The organism is Brevundimonas fluminis (genome assembly GCF_003934285.1).
Classification (GTDB): domain Bacteria; phylum Pseudomonadota; class Alphaproteobacteria; order Caulobacterales; family Caulobacteraceae; genus Brevundimonas; species Brevundimonas fluminis.
Genome location: NZ_RQWJ01000002.1, coordinates 442,227 through 460,001, shown reverse-complemented (window position 1 = coordinate 460,001; position 17,775 = coordinate 442,227). Strand labels below are relative to the sequence as shown.

Genomic DNA, 17,775 nt, shown 5'->3' with positions numbered 1-17,775 from the left:
GATGGCCCTGCTGACGGTGCTGTTGATGGTCGCCGTCATGGCGGCGGTCGCGGCGGCCGTGCTCGACGACGTGCGCTTCTCCCTGCGCCGCGCGACCAACGCCGACCAGATGAGTCAGGCGCAGTGGTACGCCATCGGCGCCGAGGCCCTGGCGCGCAAACGACTGGCGCGGCTGGCGCGGCAGAACCCGGCCCGCACGCCCTTCCAGCCCGAGTGGAACGGCCGGCCGCTGGCCTTCCCCACCGACGAGGGCGGGGCCATGTCGGCCGTGATCCGGGACGGCCAGGCCTGCTTCAACCTGAACGGCGTGGTTCAGGGCGGGCCGGGAACCTGGGTGGCGCGGCCGCGGGCGGCGGCGCAGCTGGTCGCGCTGGGGCGCGCCGTCGGACTCGACGAGGGCCGCATGCGCGCCGTGGCCGAGGCCCTGACCGACTGGATCGACAGCGATTCCACAGCGCTGCCGCGCGGGGCCGAAGACGCCGCCTACGCCGCCCTGCCCCGGCCCTACCGCACCTCAGGCACGCTGCTGACGGAGGTCAGCGAACTGCGCGCGGTCAAGGGCGTGGACGCCGAGGTCTACGCCCGGCTGCGGCCGCACCTGTGCGCCCTGCCCGAGGCGGTGCTGAGCCCGATCAATCCCAACGGTCTGCGTCCCGAGGACGCGCCCCTTCTGGTCATGCTGGTGGAGGGGCGGATCACCCCGGCCCAGGCGCGCGCCGCCATCGCCGCCCGGCCGACCGACGGCTGGACCGATCTGAACGCGTTCTGGGATCAGCCCGCGCTGGTCACCGCGCAGGCGCCCTCCGAGGTCTACGACCAGCTGACCCTGGTCACCCGCTTCTTCGACCTGCAGGTGGAGGTCCGGCATGGCGACGCCGTCGCCGTCCGCAGCGCGACTCTGCAGGTCATGCCCGACGCGACGGTGCGCACCGTCGTCCACCGCTGGACGCCCGAAGAATGAGCCGAACCCGACTGATCCTGCTGCCCGCCCGTGCCGAAGAGGCCGCGCCCTTCATGACGCTGGACGCCTCCGGCGCGGTGCTGGAGCGCGGACGTCTGTCGCCGGAGGCCCCCGCGACCGTCGCCGTTCCCCGGTCCGTGGCGATCGTCCCCGGCGCGCGCGCCACGATGCGGCGGCTGGCGTTGCCGCCCGGCAATCCGGCGCAGAAGCGGGCGGCCGCCCTCTGGGCCCTGCGCGACGATCTGGCGGCCCCGGCGGAGCGGCTGCGCGCGGCCGTGGGCGCGACGGACGCGGAGGGGCGGAGCTGGGTCGCGGTCGTCGACGAGGCCGTGGCCGCGTCCTGGGCGGACTGGCTGCGCCTCTCGGGCGTCACCGGCGCCGTCCTGCTGCCCGACGCCCTGGCGCTGGAGCCCGGACCGGACGGCGCGGCGACGGCGGTGCGGTTCGGCGACGATCTTGCGCTGCGGGCCGAGGACCTCGCCGTCTCGGTCCAGCCCGATCTGGCCGAGACCGTCGCGGGCGGCCGCCCCCTGCTGGCCGTGGAGGATTCGGGCAGGGTCGAGGCCATGCTGGCCCGGGCGGCGATGAACCCGGCGCTGGACCTGTCGGCGCCCGTGCGCCTGACGGCCGGAGGGCTGAAGCCGTGGCGGCGCGCCCTGGCGCTGGCCGCCGCCCTGGCCCTGTCGCCGCTGATCCTCATTCTGGCCGAGGCGGTCCGCGACGACGCGGCGGCGCGCGACGCCGACGCCCGGGCCGCGTCGACGGCGCGCCGCATCTTCCCCGACCTGGCGTCGGCCGCGGATCCTCTCGCGGAGGCGGAAGGCCGGCTGGCGGTGTCGCCGCCGCCCGGCGGCGTGGCCTCGGCGGCGGCGGCGCTGTTCACGGCGCTCGAAGCCGTGCCGCAATCGGAACTGGACAGCCTGACGGTGGATCCGGAAGGGGGCGTGCGCGCCTCGTTGCGATATGCCGCCTATCAGGATCTGGAGGCGATCCGCACGGCCATGGAGGCGCAGGGCCTGACGCTGGTGGACGTCTCCACCGTGGACGACGGCGGGCGCGTGGCCTCGGACGTCATCGTGGGAGCGGCGCGATGAAGGCGCGGCTGGCGCGACTCAAGGCCTGGTGGGACGGACGCAGCCCGCGGGAGCGCGCGATGCTCGCCGTCACGGGCGGGCTTATCGGGGTGCTGATCGCGTGGTACGGCGGGATCGCCCCGTCGCTGGAGTGGCGCGCGGCGGCGGCCGGGCGCCGGGCGGTTTCCGAGGCCCGGCTCGCCCTGGTCGAAGCCGCCGCGACGCGCATGACGCCGCCGGCGGCGAGCGATCCGGCGGCGCTTCAGGCGCGGGCCGAGCCGGCCGCCGTGGCCATGGGCCTGGAGGTCAGGTTCTCGCCCGGCGATCGCGGGCTGGACTTCACCGTCGCCTCGGCGGCGACCCCGGCCCTGTTCGGCTGGATCGCCGGCCTGCGCGGGGCGCACGGGATCGAGCCGCTGGCCCTGACCGTCACCGAGACGGCCGAGGGCACGCTGACGGCCCAGGGAACCCTGGTTCAATCTTCGGCGTCGTAGACCACCACGCCGTCGACGATGGTGTAGACCGCCTTCGCCTTGGGGATGTCGGCGAGCGGCACGGTCATCAGGTCGAGGTCGAACACGGTGAAGTCGGCGCGCTTCCCGACCTCGATGGTGCCCAGCTCGTCCTCGCGGAAGCTGGCCCAGGCCGGCCAGATCGTGAACATCTTCAGGGCTGTGGCCCGGTCCACCGCCTCGTTGGGACGCCAGTCGGGGCCCTGGAAGCCGGACAGGTCGCGGCGCCCCACGGCGGCGTAGAATTCGATCGCCGGATCGCCGCGCTCCACGGGGGCGTCCGAGCCGCCGACGACGATCACCCCGCGGTCGGTCAGGCTGTGCCAGGCGTAGGCGCCGTCCAGCCGGGCGTCGCCGAGGCGGGCCGGCGCGAAATGCAGGTCGCCGATGGCGTGGCTGGGCTGCATGGAGGCGACGAGGGGAAGGCGCTCGAACCATCCGTAGTCGGACGGCCTCAGAATTTGCGCGTGTTCGATGCGCCAGCGGACGTCGTCCCCGTTCGGCCGCTCGGAGGCGGGGACGGCCTCCATGGCGCGTCCATACCAGTCCGCCACCGAGTGGTTGCCGCGGTCGCCGATGGCGTGGGTGGCCGCCTGGATGCCGCTGCGCAGGGCGGCCTCGTAGACCGGCACGATCTCGTCGCCCATCTGCATCAGGCCCGTGGTGTCCGGGCGGTCCGCATAGGGCTCGAACAGGGCCGCGCCGCGCGAGCCCAGCGCCCCGTCGGCATAGAATTTCACCGCCCGGGTGATGACGCGGCCGTCGGCCACCGAGCGCGGGCCTGAGGCGAACAGGGCCTGCGCCCCATCCGGGGTCACGCTGTTGTAGACGCGGATCGGGGCGGCGCCCTCCTCGGCCATCCGCTCCAGCAGCGGCACGTCGGCCCACGGCGCGCTCATGTAGTGGATGCCGGTCCAGCCATAACGGGAATAGACGCGGAAGCCGGCGTCGTAGGCCCGCCGCGTCGCCGCCTCGTCCTCGCGCGGCATCAGGCCGGCGACCAGCTGTTCGGCCGCGTCGACCAGCAGGCCGGTCGGTTGGCCGGACGCGTCCTTCAGGATCTCGCCGCCGTCGGGGGCGACCGTGTCGGCGTCGACGCCGGCGGCCTGAAGCGCGGCGGACGAGGCCACCACCGCATGGCCGTCGGCGCGGCCCAGCAGGACGATGCGGCCGGGCGCGGCGGCGTCCAGATCCTGACGCGTCAGGAAGCGGCCCTCGGGCCAGTGGGTCTCGATCCAGCCCCGACCGATGATCGGCCCGTCGGGATTTGCCACTGACCAGTCCGACAGCCGCTGCATGGCCTCGGCGACGGAGGCCGAGCCCTCGAGGTTCAGCGTCAGCTCGCGCTGGCCGATGCCGTTCAGATGCGCGTGCCCGTCGGTGAAGCCGGGGAACAGCGTCGCGCCCTTGAGGTCGATGAACGTCCGACCTTCGTCCGAAATGATAACTTGTCCATCGGGCAGGGAGGCCGCGCGGAAGCGGGTCCTGCCATCCGGCAGGACCTCGGCGCGGTCGGGCGTGCCGACCCAGCTGATCCGGCCATCGTCCACGACAACCACCGATGCGGGCGCCGCGCCGTCGACCCCGGTGTGAATCGTGCCGCCGTAGATCAGCATGTCCTGGGCGGCGGCGACGGAAGCGAACGCCGACAGGGCGACGGCGGCGGTGAGGGCGAGGCGGAGACGCATGGAAACGACCTTCACGATTGGGGCGGCCGTTCTAACCCTCCTCAGTCTTCGGGCGCCAGCACGGCCTTGGCCTCGGCGCCCACCTTCAGCACCGGATCGCGCACCTCGACCTCGACCAGGATGCCGCCCGCGGGCTCATGCGCCCACAGATAGCGGCGCTCGACCTCGACCTCGCGGCCGGACGGCGCAAAGCCCGGAAAGCTGTCGCCCCACGGCGTGATGCGCTTCATCTCGTCGAACGACAGGTCCAGGGCGGCGTCCAGCTCTTCCATGGCCATGGTCGACAGTTCGTCTTCGGGCGGGGTCATGCCCCTCCCCTAGGCCCTCCGCGACACGGACGCCAGCGTAGGCCCGACGGCCTGCGTCGGCTCCCCGACACAGGAACGGTCCGACGACGGCGCGGGTTTGACCGCCATCCCCAGGAGGACTCTCATGACCAGAATTCCGCTCGTCGCCCTCGCCGCGTTGACCCTCGCCGCGTGCCAGCAGGAGCAGTCGCCGCCGGCCGTCGACGCCGTGCAGGACAAGACCGCGGCCGTCGTGGGCCAGACCTCGGCCGCCACCATGGGGGCCAACACGGTCATGGGCTACGTGCCCAACGCCGCCATGGGCGACATGTACGAGATCCAGGCCGCGGAGATCGCGCTGGAGAAGAGCCAGAACGCCGGCGTGCGCGAGCTGGCCAACATGATCCGCACCGATCACACGGCCGCCTCCGAGGCCTTCAAGCCGATCGCAGCGCGCGAGGCGTCGAACGTCGAAATGCCGACCGGTCTCGACGAACGCCGTCAGGGCCTGATCGACAATCTGCGCTCGGCGGCCCCGGGCGACTTCGACCGCGTCTGGCTGGACCAGCAGGTGGCCGCGCACAATGAGGCGCTGACGCTGCATCGCGGCTTCTCGGACAACGCCGACGCGCCCGGCCTGGCCGGCCACGCCCGCTCAGTCGTGCCGAAGATCGAGACTCATCTGCAGCAGGCCGAGCGGCTGCGGGGCGCGATGTGACGACGCCGGCAAAACCTGACCCCCGCGCCGCGGCCGGGGGTCAGCCCGACCTCACGGAGGACGAGCTTCTGATCGACGGACAGGAGGAGGTCTTCTCCCGCGCCGAGGTCGAGCTGGGCCGCATCGAGCACGGCGTCGGAGCGCCCGACGACGGGCTGGACCCCGACGTTCAGAGCCAGCGGCGAACGCGCCCGCGATAGACGTCGTAGGGCGCGCCGAACTTCGCCGCGAGATATCGCTCCTCGCGCGCGATCACCCCGCGATCGACCACGACCAGGCACGGGATGAGCAGCGCCAGAGCGAGCCATGAGTTCAGCGCGAGGGCGAGGCCGAGATGGGTCACGGCGAACCCCAGATAGATGGGATTGCGGCTGAAGCGGTACGGCCCGTCGGCCACCAGCGCCGTCGACGGCTTCCACGGCTGGACGGCCGTGCGGCGGCGACGGAAGGCCCCGATGGCCCACAGCTCGACCGCCAGTCCGAACCCGATCAGCAGTCCCGCGACCGCCATGCGCGCCGCCGCGTCGCCGCCGATCCCGGGCAGGCCCGCGAGACGTCCCAACCCCCACCCGCCCAGCAGGAAGCCGAGATAGATCAGCGGCGGCGGGGCGATGACGCCGGGATGGTCGCGGTCGGACATCAGACCTCCACGCCCTGCGGCGCGGTGAACGCCGAAGGCGGCGCGTCGCCGGTGTTGATCACTTCCGACGGCTCGAAGATGATCACCTCGGCCTCTTCGTCGGCGGCCGTGCGGTGCTCGACGCCGCGCGGCACGACGGTGAACTGGCCGGGTCCCATCTCCACGATCCGGTCGCGGTACTCGACGCGGAAGCCGCCCTTCCAGACCAGGAACATCTCGTCGGCGTCGGCGTGGCTGTGCCAGGGGAAGACGCCCTGCACCTTGACCAGCCGCACGTCCTGCCCGTTCAGGCGGGCGGCGACGCGCGGGCGCCAGTGATCGTCGAAGGCGGCGAACTTTTCCGTCAGGTCGATCGCGGTCATCGGCCCTCGTCGGCGTAGATGGCGACCCAGGCGGGCGACGTCGCCGACACCCTGCCGCGGTACATGCCCGAGGAGTTCATCTCGAACCACGCCTCGCCCGAGGCGGTCATGACGATGACCCCGCCCTCGCCGCCCAGCTCTCCGACCTCGTCGATCTCCTCGCGGGCGGCGATGAAGATCGGACGACGGGCGTGCGCCATGCAGACGTCCCCCTGTCGGGCGCTCTCCTCGCACGCGTCGATCACCGCCTCGACCCGGTTCTGCTCCAGCTCGGGATGGGCGGTCTCCATGGCGTAGCGTGCGCAGATGTCCCGCGCCACCGTCGCCCGGATGAAATACTCGCCCGAGCCCGTCGCGGACACGGCGCAGCCCTCGGCGTTCGACGCATAGGTGCCGGCGCCGATCACCGGCACGTCGCCGACGCGGCCCCAGCGCTTGCCGGACATGCCGCCGGTCGAGGTGCCGGCCGCCAGCCGCCCCTCGCGGTCCAGCGCGACCACGCCGACGGTGCCGAACTTCTTCTCGTCCAGCGGCGGGGCGACCAGGGCCGCCGACCGATCCGCCGGCGGCGGCGCGCCCTCGGGCCGGGGCGGCACGGGCAGGCCGTCGCGCTCCAGCTGGCGCACCAGTCCCTGCCAGCGGCGCTCGGTGAAGAACCAGGCCGGCTCGACCTCCTCCAGCCCCTGATCGCGGGCGAAGGTCTCGGCCCCGGCGCCGATCAGAAAGACGTGCGGCGACTTCTCCATCACCGCCCGGGCGGCGCTGATCGGATGTCGGGTGCGGGTCAGCCCGGCGACGGCGCCGGCGTTCAGCGTGGTCCCGTCCATGATCGCCGCGTCGTGCTCGATGCGTCCGTCGGCGGTGAAGACAGCGCCGCGCCCGGCGTTGAACAGGGGATCGTCCTCCAGCACGTGGATGACGGCTTCGACCGCGTCGAGCGCGCTGCCGCCTCCGGCCAGCACTTCGGCTCCGACCTCCAGCGCGTCGTCCAGCGCCGCGCGATAGGCCGCGTCCTGCTCCGGACTCAGCTGGCCGCGTTCGATCACGCCCGCGCCCCCGTGGACGGCCAGGGACCACTCGGCCCGTTCCTGCGCCGCGGCGGGGAGGGCCAGCAGGGCCAGCGACAGGACGGCGGACGGCAGAAGGGGGCGCATGGCGGACTCCTCGGGGGGGACGAGCCATCGTCGGACGGCCGTGAAAAAGAATCCAGAGGCGTGTTCCGGACTCCGTTTGACTCCCGCCGGACATGAGAACAAAACTGGAACATCGACGTTGGTTCCGCCATGCTCCCCTCTCTCGCCCCCCACCCGTTTCCCGACTTGCCCGCCCCCCTGGAAGAGGCATGGGCGCCCGCGCCGCGCGACGTGGCGGCGACCTTCGCCTTCGCCCTGTCGCGGCGGCCGGTCGACGATGCGCGGCCCGTTCTGGTGGCGGCGACGGCGGCCTGGCTGAACGAGCACGGCCGCCCCTATGGCCCCGGACTGGGCGACGTCCGTCTGCTGCTGACCCGCGTCCGGCGCGAGGTCGACGCCCTGTGGGCCATGGAGCAGGCGCTGCGCTCCGGCGCGGTGGCCCTGACCGTGGGCGCGATCCACGGCGCGGCCCTGCCCCAGACCCGACGGCTGGAGTTCGCCGCCCGGCAAGGCGGGGCGACGGCCCTGCTGCTGCCGCGCGACCTCGACGGCCTCAGCGCCGCCGCCCGCCGCTGGCGGATCACGGCGGAGAGCGGGGCGGCGGACCCCGACGATCCCCGCGCCCCGGGCGCGACGCGGCTGTGCGCCGAACTGGTCCGGGCCCGCAACGGCCGCCCCGGACGATGGACGCTGGAGCAGGATGATGAGACGCATCGTCTCCGTCTGGCTGATCGACTGGCCGATCGCGGTCAGGCGCCGATCGCTGGAACGGGCGCGCCGTCCGGCCTCGCCGCCTGACCCCGCCCTCGATCCCGCCAATCCGTTCGCCCTGATCCTGAAGACCAGCCGGGGCGCCGCGGTGCTGCACGCCCTGAATCCCGCCGCCCGCGCGCTGGGCCTGTCGCGGGGACAGGGTCAGGCCGACGCCCGCGCCATGGTCCCTCATCTGCTGGCCCAGCCGGCCGACCCCGCCGCCGACGCCCGGGCGCTGACGTCGCTGGCGGAGTGGGCCGAGCGCTGGTCGCCCTCGGTCAGCCTCGACCTCTCTCCCGACGGTCTTGAGGGCCTGTTTCTCGACGTCACCGGCGCGGCGCATCTGTTCGGCGGCGAGACGGCCCTGCTGGAGGGGATGCGCGCCCGGCTGGCCGAGGCCGGGGCGCCCTGCCGTCTGGCCCTGGCGCCCACGCCCGGCGCGGCCTGGGCCCTGGCGCGCTACGGCGAGGGCCAGACGCCAATCGCCACGGAAGAGACGCTGCGCGGCCTGCTGGCCGACCTGCCGGTCGAAGCCCTGCGCGTCGACGACCGCACCCTGAACGCGGCCCGGCGCTTCGGCCTGAGGCGGGTCGGCGACCTCCACGTCATGCCCCGCGCCGGACTGGCCCGCCGCTTCCGCGAGGTGGACGGGGTGGGGCTGGTCAGACGCCTGGACCAGGCGCTGGGCTTCGTCGCCGAGGCCCTCACGCCCTTGCGTCCGGCGCCGAAATACAGGGCGTGGGAAGCCTGGGCCGAGCCGCTGGGCGACGTCGCGGGGGTGGAGGCGCGCCTGCCCGGACTGGCCGACCGTCTGGCCGCGGCGCTGGAGCGCGACGGCAGGGGCGCCACGGCCCTGACCCTGACCGGCTTCCGCACCGACGGCGGCACGACCCGGCTGTCCGTGCGGATGGGCCGGCCGGGGCGGGACGTGAAGATCTGGCTGCGTCTGTTCCGCGAGGCGGGACCGGGCCGGCTGGACCTCGGCTTCGGTCTGGACGCCCTGATGCTGACCGCGGACGCGGCCGAGCCGCTGGCGGCGCGGCAGGCCGTGATGGCCGGCGAGGCCGAGGCGCGGCAGGGCGAGGACCTGGCCGATCTGGTCGACCGGCTCAGCGCCCGTCTCGGCGAGGACGGCGTGCTGACCCCCGCCCCGGTCGACAGCTGGATTCCCGAACGGGCCGAACGGCTGGTCCCGGCCTTGGGCCGCCGGCCGCAGACGGCGTCCGCGGACTTCGGACGACGCCCCGTCCTGCTGTTCGATCCGCCCGAGCCGGTCGAGGCCATCGCCGAACTGCCCGACCATGCGCCGGCCCGTTTCACCTGGCGGCGCGTGACCCGGCGCGTGATCCGCGCCGACGGCCCGGAGCGCCTGTCGCCGGAGTGGTGGCGGCCCCGGTCCGACGGCCGACGCGACCGCACGCGCGACTACTATCGCGTCGAGGACGAGGCCGGCGCCCGCTACTGGATGTTCCGCGAGGGTCAGTACGGCCCCGACTGGACCGGTCCCGGCGACCCGCGTCCCGCCCCGTCGTGGTGGATGCACGGAGTGCTGCCGTGAGCGGGGCCTGGGACGGCCGCTACGCCGAGCTGGGGGCGATGACCAACTTCAGCTTTCTGGAGGGGGCGTCGCATCCCGGCGAGATCATGCGCCAGGCGAAGTCGCTGGGGCTGGCCGCCGTCGGCGTGGCCGACCGCAACACCCTGGCCGGCATGGTCCGGGCCCTGATGGGCGCCGAGGAGGCGGAAGTCCCCCTGGTCGTCGGCGCCCGTCTGGGCTTCGTCGACGGGACGGAACTGATCGTCTTTCCCCGCGACCGCGCCGCCTACGGACGCCTGTGCCGGCTCCTGACCCTGGGCAAGAGCGAGGTCGTGCCCCAGGCCGGGGCGGACCCCGAAGACGACCGCATCGAGAAGGCCGAGACCCGTCTGACCTTCGATCAGGCCGTCGGTCTGGGCGCGGGGATGATAGCCCTCGTTCCGGCCCCGGATCGTGCCGACGCGGCCTTCGAGGCGCGTCTGGCCGCCTGGCGGCGCGCCTGGCCCGACGACCTGCTTCTGGCGGCGTCGCCGTTGTGGCGCGGCGACGACCGGCGTCGTCTCAACCGGCTGGCCGACATGGCGCGGCGAACGGGCGCGCCGATGATCGCCACCAATGCGGTGCTTTACCACCACCCCGACCGGCGGCCGTTGCAGGACGTCCTGACCTGCATCCGCGAGAGGACGACCATCGACGCCGCCGGCCGGCGTCTCCAGGCCCACGCCGAGCGGAGCCTGAAGCCCCCGGCCCTCATGGCCCGGCTGTTCCGGGGCCATGAGGCGGCGCTGGCGCGCACCCTCGAGGTGGCCGACGCTTGCCGCTTCTCGTTGCGGGAACTGGAATATCAGTATCCGGACGAACCGGTGCCGCCCGGCTGGACAGCCCAGCGCCGCCTGATCCGTCTGGCCTTCAAGGGGGCCAGGGAGAAGTGGCCGGAGGGCGTGCCCCGCCGGATCCGCGACACCATCGTCAAGGAACTGAAGCTCATCAAGCTTCTGAAATATCCGAACTACTTCCTGACCGTTCACGACATCGTCGACTGGGCCCGGACGCAGGACGATCCGATCCTGTGCCAGGGCCGGGGTTCGGCGGCCAACTCCGTCGTCTGCTTCTGCCTGGGCATCACCAACGTGAACCCGGCCGAGCAGGACCTGCTGATCGAGCGGTTCATCTCCGCCGACCGCGACGAACCGCCCGACATCGACGTCGACTTCGAGCACGAGCGGCGCGAGGAGGTGATGCAGTACGTCTATCGCCGCTATGGCCGTGACCGGGCGGCGATCGTGGCGACGATCATCCACTATCGCCCCCGGTCGGCGATCCGCGACGTGGGCAAGGCCCTGGGCCTGACCGAGGACGTCACCGCGCGCATGGCCGACACGGTCTGGGGCTCATGGGGCGACGCTGTGAAGGACGAGCACGTCGACCGCACCGGTCTGAGCCGCGACGACGTCCGGATGAAGCTGGCCCTGGAGCTGACGGCCGAGCTGATCAAATTCCCCCGACACCTCAGCCAGCACGTCGGCGGCTACGTGCTCAGCCGGACGCCCCTGATGGAGATCGTCCCCATCGGCAATGCGGCGATGGACGACCGCACCTTCATCGAATGGGACAAGGACGACATCGACTTCCTCAAGCTGATGAAGGTCGACGTGCTGGCGCTGGGCATGCTCACGGCGCTGAAACGCGGGTTCGACCTGATCGCCGACGCCTATGGCGTCCGCTGGCGGCTGGACACCGTCCCGCGCGAGGATCCGGCCGTCTACGACATGCTGTGCCGGGGCGATTCCATCGGCGTCTTCCAGGTCGAGAGCCGGGCGCAGATGTCCATGCTGCCCCGGCTTCGGCCACGGGTCTTCTATGATCTGGTGGTGGAGGTGGCGATCGTCCGGCCCGGGCCGATCCAGGGCGGGATGGTGCATCCGTACCTGCAGCGGCGGAAGGAGCGGCGCGAGGCCGAGGCGAGAGGCGAGGCGTACGAGATCGACTTCCCCCATCCGGCGCCCGGGCACGGCGACCGGGACGAGCTGAAACGGGTGCTGCACAAGACCCTGGGCGTGCCGCTGTTCCAGGAGCAGGCCATGCGCATCGCCATGGAGGCGGCGCAGTACTCCGCGGCCGAGGCCAACAGCCTGAGGCGGGCGATGGCCACCTTCCGGCACATGGGCACGATCCACGAACATGAGGCCCGCTTCGTCGAGCGGATGATCGCGCGGGGCTATGACCCCGACTTCGCCCGCAACTGCTTCAGCCAGATCCGTGGGTTCGGGGAATACGGCTTCCCCGAGAGCCACGCCTGCTCCTTCGCTCATCTGGTCTACATCTCCTCCTGGATGAAGCGCCGGCATCCGGAGGCCTTCACCGCCGCCCTGTTGAACAGCCAGCCGATGGGCTTCTACGCCCCGGCGCAGCTGGTCCGGGACGCCCGCGAGCACGGGGTCGAGGTGCGCCACCCAGACGTGAACGCCGGCGGGTGGGACGCCTCTCTGGAGCCGCGGGGAGACGGGGAGCCGTGGGCCCTGCGGCTCGGGTTGCGCTCGATCGACGGCTTCCGGAAGGCCTGGGGCGAGGCGATCGAGCAGGCCCGCAAGGACGGGGCGTTCCGCGACCTCGGCGACCTGCGCCGGCGGGCGAAGCTGCCGGCCCGCGCGCTGGACCTGCTGGCCGAGGCGGACGCCTTGAAGTCTCTGGCCCTGACGCGCCGGCAGGGGCTGTGGGCGGCGCGGGGCATGGCGTCCGACGCGCCCGCTCCCCTGTTCGAGGCCATGGGCCTGATCGAGGCGGACGGGCGCCCGCCCGACGCCCTGCCGGAACTGTCGCCGTCCGAGGAGGTGGTGGGCGACTACCAGTCCATCCGCCTGTCGCTGAAGGGGCACCCCGTCGCCTTCCTGCGCGGCCGGCTGCAGAAGGCCGGCGCCCTTCCGGCCACGGACTATGTGCGGGTGACCAACAACCGGCGCGTCAGGGTCGGCGGCGTGGTGCTGGTGCGCCAGCGGCCAGGCACGGCCAAGGGCGTCTGCTTCATCACGCTGGAGGACGAGACGGGCGTGGCCAATCTGGTGGTGTGGCCCGACGTGTTCGAACGCTTCCGGCCCATCGCCATGGGCGCGCGCATGGTGCTGGCCACCGGACGGGTGCAGACGGCGGAGGGCGTCACCCATCTGGTCGTCGAACAGCTGGAGGACTGGACCCCCATGCTCGGGCGCCTCAGCCCGGACCAGACGCCGGGATCCGGACACTCGCCCGCCCGCGGGCGCCACCCGCGCGACGTGCGGGTCCTGCCGGGCTCACGCGACTTTCACTGATCCCCGCGGCGCAAACGCCACTTCCAAAGGGCGTTGAGGGCGATCGGCGCGAAGCCGGCGAAAAGGGCCGCCAGCAGGCACGCCCCCAGGCCTCCGTCCAGACCGAGCCCGACGCCCGCCGCCGCCGCCCCGGCCAGCGGCGGCCCCAGAAAGGGCAGCCAGGCCGGCGGCGCGCGCCGCGGCGTCAGGCGTCCACCTTGATGACGCCGCGCCGGATCTGGTCCAGCTCGATGGAGTCGAACAGGGCCTGGAAATTGCCCTCGCCGAACGCCTGATTGCCCTTGCGCTGAATGATCTCGAAGAAGATCGGACCGAAGGTGTCCTGGGTGAAGATCTGCAGCAGCAGCCCGTCCTCGTCAGACCCGTCGATCAGGATGCGGTTCTTGCGCATCCGCTCCACGTCCTCGCCGTGGTTGGGGAGGCGCTTGTCGATCAGTTCGAAATAGGTCTCGATCGTGTCCTGGAAGGGAATGCCGCGCCGCTTCATCTCCTCGACCGTCTCGAAGATGTCGTCGGTGGCCAGCGCGATGTGCTGGATGCCCTCGCCGTTGTAGCGACGGAGGAATTCCTCAATCTGGCTGTTCTCGTCCTGGCTTTCGTTCAGCGGGATGCGGATGGCGCGATCGGGCGCGATCATGGCCTGGCTGAACAGGCCGGTCGCCTTGCCCTTGATGTCGAAATACTTCTGCTCCTCGAAGCCGAAGACCTGGCCGTAGAAGCCCGACCAGTTGCGCATCTGCCCACGACGGACGTTGTGGGTCAGGTGGTCGAGGCAGAACAGGCCGACCGAGTTCTTCCGCTCGGCCTCCTCCCAGCCCTCGATCTCGTCCCAGCCGTCGTACAGCGAGCCCTTCTCGCCGTACCTGTCGACGACGTAGAGCAGCGAGCCGCCGATGCCCTGCAGGACGTAGGGATAGCCGCCGCCCAGAGCCCCGCCGTCGTGGCCCTCGGCCGGACGCGCGCCCCGCGCCACCGCGCCCTCGTACGCGGCCCTGGCGTCGGCGGTGCGGAAGGCCATGCCGTTGGCCGACGGCCCGTGCTCGTCGGCGAATTCCTTGGCCTGGCCCTTCGGCGTGCGGTTGACCAGCAGGGTGATGTCGCCCTGCTTCAGCCGCACCGCGCCGGTGGCCGGGTTCACGTGCGTCTGCGTGAAGCCCATGAGCTCCAGCCGGGCGATCATGGCGTCCGGATCCGGGCCGGTGAACTCGACGAACTCGAAGCCGTCGACGCCCAGAGGATTCTCGCGGTCGATGGCCTCTGCGGTCGGGTGCGCGGCGTCGTCCATGGGGCGTCTCCTGAAATGCGGGCGGCTTCAAAAGGCCGTTTCGCGGCGGAACCTAGTGACCCCGGACCGCCAAGCCAAGCCGCGCCACGGCCATGTGATCGGCGGCTGGTCACGCCGGGCCGCATCGGCTAACGCCCGACGACCTCACCCGGAGCGCCGATGACCCACCCGAACCGCCATCACGACGACCCCGGCCAGGGCTTCATCGCCCTGATCCGCAGCCTGTCGGAAAATGCCGGGCCGGACGGGATGACGCTGCGCGAGATCCGGGACCGGCTGGACGAGCGGGCCTTCGGCCTGATGATCCTTATCCTTGCGGTGCCCTGCCTGGTGCCGGCGCTCTACGGCGTGCCGCAGATCGTCGGAATCCCCATCCTCCTGCTGGCCGGCCAGATGCTTTTGGGGCGACAGGAGCCCTGGCTGCCCGAGGCGATCCTCAAGCGGTCGGTTTCAAAGCCCTGGCTGGACCGGATGGCCGATTTCGCGAGCAAGAGCATGGGCTGGACCGAGCGTCTGTCGCGCCCGCGCCTGAGCCTGTTCGCCGAAGGCTGGGCCGAGCAGGCCGCGGCCTTCTTCATGATCCTGGCCACCCTGACCATCGTCCTGCCGATGACCAACACCGTGCCGTCGGTGGCGCTGACCCTGCTGTCGGTCGGCCTGATCCAGCGCGACGGCCTGTTCGTCCTCGGCGGGGCCGCGGTGGCGACGGGCTGGGTCGTCGCCCTGCTGACCGTGGCCGCAGGCTTCTGGCTGGGCGCGGGCTGGGCCGTGGGTCTGGCGGCGCGTTTCGGCGTCGGCGCCTGATCATCGACGCGCGCCCAAGGCGGAGCTAAGAACGGCGGATGATCGGCCTGTATCGCCTCCTGACCCGCTGGTGGACCGCCTTCGCCCTGGCCGCGTCGCTGGCGCTGCTCGGCGCCGCCCACGCCTTCGAGCGGTTCGGGGGGCTGGCTCCCTGCAACCTCTGCCTCAAGCAACGCGAGGTCTATTGGGGCGCCGTGGCCATCGCCCTGATCGCCACCCTGTGGGCCGTGATCAGCCGCGCCAGCCGGGGCACGCCGCGCGTGGCTTCCTTCCTGCTGTTCGCCGTTTTCACCACCGGCGCCATCACCGCCGCCTATCACGCCGGCGGCGAGATGAAGTGGTGGGAACTGCCGGCCACCTGCTCGGGCGGCGCCGGCGTGCCGTCGCTGGAATCGCTTGCCGCTCTGGCCCTGGGCACGGGCGAGGCGCCGAAGCCGGTCTTCTGCGACGCCGTGACGTGGCGCTTCGCCGGCCTGTCCATGGCAGGATGGAACACCCTGATCTCGGCCGGTCTGGCGATCTTCAGCCTGCTGGCCGCCAAACGGCCCAAGGACGCCCGTGCCCCCAGAGGCTGATCACGCTCCGCCCCCGCTGCCCCGTCCCGGTCCGGGCGAGCCGCGGCGGCGTCTGGCCGAAATCCTGCGCGTCGATCATGCCGGCGAATACGCCGCCGTTCACATCTATCGCGCCCAGCGCGCGGTGTTCGAGGCCCGCGCCGGCAAGGCCGCGGTCGCCGCGGACCTGATCGACATGGAGGCGCACGAGCAGGTGCACCTGTCGCGGTTCGAGGCCCTGCTGACCGAGAACCGGGTCGCGCCGACCGCCCTTCTGCCGATCTGGCGGCTGGCGGCCGGGGCGCTCGGGGCCGGGACGGCCCTGCTGGGCGAGAAGGCCGCCCATGCCTGCACCGAGGCGGTCGAGAGCGTGATCGAGAAGCACTACGCGTCCCAGATCGCCGAACTGGAGGACCGCGATCCGGAGCTGGCGGCCGAGCTGAAGCGGTTCCGCGACGACGAACTGGCCCACCACGACCACGCGGTCGCCAGCGGCAGCCGTGAGGCGCCGGCGCATCGTCTGCTGTCGGAGGTCATCAAGGCCGGCTGCCGCACCGCCATCAGGCTGAGCGAGCGGGTCTAGTCCGCCTTCGCCTCCGGCGGACGGTCGCCCCGGCCGCCGCCGCGGCTCCGTCCCGACCGCGCCAGCAAGGGGGCAAGACGCGCGCGGTCCTGCGGCTCCAGCGTCGCCATCAGGGCAAGGGCGTCGCGCTCCAGCCGCTGCCGGCCGCGCAGCTCGGCGGCCCGGGATCCCTCGAGAAGGGCCGCCACGGCCGCCGCGTCGAAGTCCTGCGCCGCCACCGCCGCCACCGCCTCGCGTCGCAAGCGACGCGACTCCTCGAAGTCCGGCTTGGCCGCCAGGGCCGAGGCGCGCAGCGCCTCCTGGACGCGCTCCCGCGTCGCCGGCTCCATGTCCCGGAACATCTGCCGGGGCGAGCGCCGCTCGCCGTTCGGCCGGTGCTCGGCCTCCAGCCTCGCCTCCACCCGGTTCAACTGCACCAGGGTCGTGCCCAGCGCCGCCAGGGCGAAGACGTTGACCAGCACCAGAACCACAAGGGCGATCTTCAGTCCGCGAGTGCTCATCCCAGCAGGTCCACGTCGTCGAGAGCGCTCAGGGAGGCCTGATACAGCACCGCGTCCGCCTGCACGTCCGCCGTCAGCGTCTGGGTCAGCATCATCCCCGCCACCACGCCGGCGCAGGCCGCGGCCGCCCAGCCGGCGCCGAAGGCCACGCCGGATCGGCTCCAGCCTGCGGGCGACAGCACGCCCGCCCAGCTCGCGACGCCCGCCAGCGCCGGCACGCGCGACGGCCGGGGCGCCGCGGCGATCACCCGGTCGCGCAGGGCCTGCGACGGCCACGGCGCGGGCGAGGCGTCCAGCAGGGCGTCCAGCGCCGCCGCTTCGTCCAGCACGGAGCGAAGCTCGGGCGCGTGGGCCAGCAGCCGCTCCGCCCACGCGCGCTCGGCCTCGGGCCAGCGGCGCAGATCGGCGCCGTAAGTCCCGGCCAGGTCTTCGAAGCGCTCGCGCTTCATGGTCATTCTCCTTCCGCGCCGGGCCGGATGTCGGCCAGGGCGGTCCTCAAGGCGCGCCGCCCGCGCGACAGCAGGCTCTCCAGCGCCTCGACGCTGATCTCCATCGCGGCCGCGGCCTCGATGTTTCCCAGCCCCTGATGGTGGCACAGGACCACCGCCTCGCGCTGGCGGTCGGGCAGGGCGGCCAGGGCCGCGTCCACCCGCCGTCCGACGTCCAGAGCCATCAGCCCCCGGTCCGGCGCGGGACCTTCGTAAACCTGCTCGGGCGGGGCGTCGGTCGGCCGCTCCCTCCGCCGACGCAGGCGGTCATAGCACAGGTTCAGCGCCACCCGGTGCAGCCAGGTGTCGAACCGGGCCTTGCCCGGCGTCCAGCGCGGGGCCTGCTTCCAGGCCCGCAGCATCGCCTCCTGCGCCACGTCCTCCGCCTCGACCGGATCGCTCAGCATGCGCTGGGCCAAGGCCAGCAGGCGCGGCAGCTTGCGCGCCACCAGCGCCTGGACCGCGGCGGGGTCGCCGCGGCCCACGCGCCGGATCAGGTCCTGATCGGGATCGACGATCACGTCTCGCGGCCGCTCCGCCTCACGTTTGAGGAAAGGGCCGCCGATCGCGATCGTCACGCCCGGCATGAACC

General features: G+C 72.7%; 20 protein-coding genes. 11 read left to right on the top strand and 9 right to left on the bottom strand.

The window, feature by feature from the left end; all coding sequences use genetic code 11:
* Nucleotide 1 precedes the first annotated feature (1 nt).
* The 3 genes from gspK to gspM are packed head-to-tail and all read left to right on the top strand — an operon-like array spanning nt 2 to nt 2,528.
* Nucleotides 2–961, top strand: coding sequence for a type II secretion system minor pseudopilin GspK (gspK, locus tag EFJ44_RS02795; protein ID WP_125256059.1), 960 nt, complete (start codon nt 2–4; stop codon nt 959–961).
* Nucleotides 958–2,055: a type II secretion system protein GspL gene (gene gspL, locus EFJ44_RS02790; RefSeq protein ID WP_125255659.1), complete on the top strand. Its 1,098-nt coding sequence runs from the start codon at nt 958–960 to the stop codon at nt 2,053–2,055. The genes gspK and gspL overlap by 4 nt, the downstream gene beginning before the upstream one ends.
* Nucleotides 2,052–2,528 carry a type II secretion system protein GspM gene (gene gspM, locus EFJ44_RS02785; protein ID WP_125255658.1) on the top strand — a complete coding sequence of 159 codons (477 nt, stop codon included), beginning with the start codon at nt 2,052–2,054 and terminating at the stop codon, nt 2,526–2,528. The genes gspL and gspM overlap by 4 nt, the downstream gene beginning before the upstream one ends.
* Here gspM and EFJ44_RS02780 read toward each other — a convergent pair.
* Both EFJ44_RS02780 and EFJ44_RS02775 read right to left on the bottom strand, forming a co-directional pair.
* Entirely contained in the window at nt 2,510–4,234 is a 1,725-nt protein-coding gene (locus tag EFJ44_RS02780; RefSeq protein WP_125255657.1) for an amidohydrolase, read from the bottom strand. The two genes, gspM and EFJ44_RS02780, sit on opposite strands and share 19 nt — an antisense overlap.
* Nucleotides 4,235–4,275: 41 nt before the next feature.
* Nucleotides 4,276–4,542: a hypothetical protein gene (locus tag EFJ44_RS02775; RefSeq protein ID WP_125255656.1), complete on the bottom strand. Its 267-nt coding sequence runs from the start codon at nt 4,540–4,542 to the stop codon at nt 4,276–4,278.
* A gap of 124 nt (nt 4,543–4,666) precedes the next feature.
* Between EFJ44_RS02775 and EFJ44_RS02770 the strand changes: the two genes are divergently transcribed.
* Complete coding sequence (locus EFJ44_RS02770) at nt 4,667–5,239, top strand: DUF4142 domain-containing protein (protein ID WP_125255655.1); 573 nt, start codon at nt 4,667–4,669, stop codon at nt 5,237–5,239.
* Nucleotides 5,236–5,439 (top strand): hypothetical protein, encoded by a 204-nt coding sequence (locus tag EFJ44_RS02765; RefSeq protein WP_125255654.1) that lies wholly within the window; start codon nt 5,236–5,238, stop codon nt 5,437–5,439. The genes EFJ44_RS02770 and EFJ44_RS02765 overlap by 4 nt, the downstream gene beginning before the upstream one ends.
* On the opposite strand, the gene EFJ44_RS02760 is transcribed toward EFJ44_RS02765, so the two are convergent.
* The 3 genes from EFJ44_RS02760 to EFJ44_RS02750 are packed head-to-tail and all read right to left on the bottom strand — an operon-like array spanning nt 5,409 to nt 7,395.
* Complete coding sequence (locus tag EFJ44_RS02760) at nt 5,409–5,879, bottom strand: methyltransferase family protein (RefSeq protein ID WP_125255653.1); 471 nt, start codon at nt 5,877–5,879, stop codon at nt 5,409–5,411. The two genes, EFJ44_RS02765 and EFJ44_RS02760, sit on opposite strands and share 31 nt — an antisense overlap.
* Complete coding sequence (locus EFJ44_RS02755) at nt 5,879–6,241, bottom strand: cupin domain-containing protein (RefSeq protein WP_125255652.1); 363 nt, start codon at nt 6,239–6,241, stop codon at nt 5,879–5,881. Before EFJ44_RS02755 ends, EFJ44_RS02760 begins: the two co-directional genes overlap by 1 nt.
* On the bottom strand, nt 6,238–7,395 hold the full coding sequence (locus EFJ44_RS02750) for an isoaspartyl peptidase/L-asparaginase family protein (RefSeq protein ID WP_125255651.1): 1,158 nt from the start codon (nt 7,393–7,395) through the stop codon (nt 6,238–6,240). Before EFJ44_RS02750 ends, EFJ44_RS02755 begins: the two co-directional genes overlap by 4 nt.
* Nucleotides 7,396–7,560: 165 nt before the next feature.
* On the opposite strand from EFJ44_RS02750, the gene EFJ44_RS02745 reads away from it, so the two are divergent.
* From EFJ44_RS02745 to EFJ44_RS02735, 3 genes are read left to right on the top strand one after another with little or no spacing between them, the layout of a single operon-like run.
* Nucleotides 7,561–8,172 (top strand): ImuA family protein, encoded by a 612-nt coding sequence (locus tag EFJ44_RS02745; protein WP_125255650.1) that lies wholly within the window; start codon nt 7,561–7,563, stop codon nt 8,170–8,172.
* Nucleotides 8,078–9,685, top strand: a complete 1,608-nt coding sequence (locus EFJ44_RS02740) for a Y-family DNA polymerase (RefSeq protein ID WP_164511827.1) — start codon at nt 8,078–8,080, stop codon at nt 9,683–9,685. Before EFJ44_RS02745 ends, EFJ44_RS02740 begins: the two co-directional genes overlap by 95 nt.
* On the top strand, nt 9,682–12,969 hold the full coding sequence (locus EFJ44_RS02735; RefSeq protein WP_241209651.1) for an error-prone DNA polymerase: 3,288 nt from the start codon (nt 9,682–9,684) through the stop codon (nt 12,967–12,969). Before EFJ44_RS02740 ends, EFJ44_RS02735 begins: the two co-directional genes overlap by 4 nt.
* A gap of 184 nt (nt 12,970–13,153) precedes the next feature.
* Here the strand turns inward: EFJ44_RS02735 and hppD are convergent, their stop codons facing one another.
* On the bottom strand, nt 13,154–14,254 hold the full coding sequence (gene hppD / locus EFJ44_RS02725) for a 4-hydroxyphenylpyruvate dioxygenase (RefSeq protein WP_125255648.1): 1,101 nt from the start codon (nt 14,252–14,254) through the stop codon (nt 13,154–13,156).
* A gap of 159 nt (nt 14,255–14,413) precedes the next feature.
* On the opposite strand from hppD, the gene EFJ44_RS02720 reads away from it, so the two are divergent.
* Genes EFJ44_RS02720 through EFJ44_RS02710 form a run of 3 tightly spaced genes read left to right on the top strand, consistent with a single transcriptional unit; the run spans nt 14,414 to nt 16,195 of the window.
* Complete coding sequence (locus EFJ44_RS02720; RefSeq protein ID WP_125255647.1) at nt 14,414–15,058, top strand: exopolysaccharide biosynthesis protein; 645 nt, start codon at nt 14,414–14,416, stop codon at nt 15,056–15,058.
* Nucleotides 15,059–15,096: 38 nt separating this feature from the next.
* The gene (locus tag EFJ44_RS02715; protein WP_125255646.1) at nt 15,097–15,633 is read left to right on the top strand and encodes a disulfide bond formation protein B; all 537 of its coding nucleotides are present in this window, start codon (nt 15,097–15,099) and stop codon (nt 15,631–15,633) included.
* The gene (locus tag EFJ44_RS02710; RefSeq protein ID WP_125255645.1) at nt 15,617–16,195 is read left to right on the top strand and encodes a demethoxyubiquinone hydroxylase family protein; all 579 of its coding nucleotides are present in this window, start codon (nt 15,617–15,619) and stop codon (nt 16,193–16,195) included. Before EFJ44_RS02715 ends, EFJ44_RS02710 begins: the two co-directional genes overlap by 17 nt.
* Here the strand turns inward: EFJ44_RS02710 and EFJ44_RS02705 are convergent.
* From EFJ44_RS02705 to EFJ44_RS02695, 3 genes are read right to left on the bottom strand one after another with little or no spacing between them, the layout of a single operon-like run.
* A complete protein-coding gene (locus tag EFJ44_RS02705) occupies nt 16,192–16,695 on the bottom strand; it encodes a periplasmic heavy metal sensor (protein ID WP_125255644.1) in 504 nt (167 codons plus the stop codon). The genes EFJ44_RS02710 and EFJ44_RS02705 overlap by 4 nt on opposite strands.
* Nucleotides 16,692–17,150, bottom strand: a complete 459-nt coding sequence (locus EFJ44_RS02700) for a hypothetical protein (protein WP_241209650.1) — start codon at nt 17,148–17,150, stop codon at nt 16,692–16,694. The genes EFJ44_RS02705 and EFJ44_RS02700 overlap by 4 nt, the downstream gene beginning before the upstream one ends.
* A complete protein-coding gene (locus EFJ44_RS02695) occupies nt 17,147–17,770 on the bottom strand; it encodes an RNA polymerase sigma factor (RefSeq protein ID WP_125255642.1) in 624 nt (207 codons plus the stop codon). Before EFJ44_RS02695 ends, EFJ44_RS02700 begins: the two co-directional genes overlap by 4 nt.
* Nucleotides 17,771–17,775 lie beyond the last annotated feature (5 nt).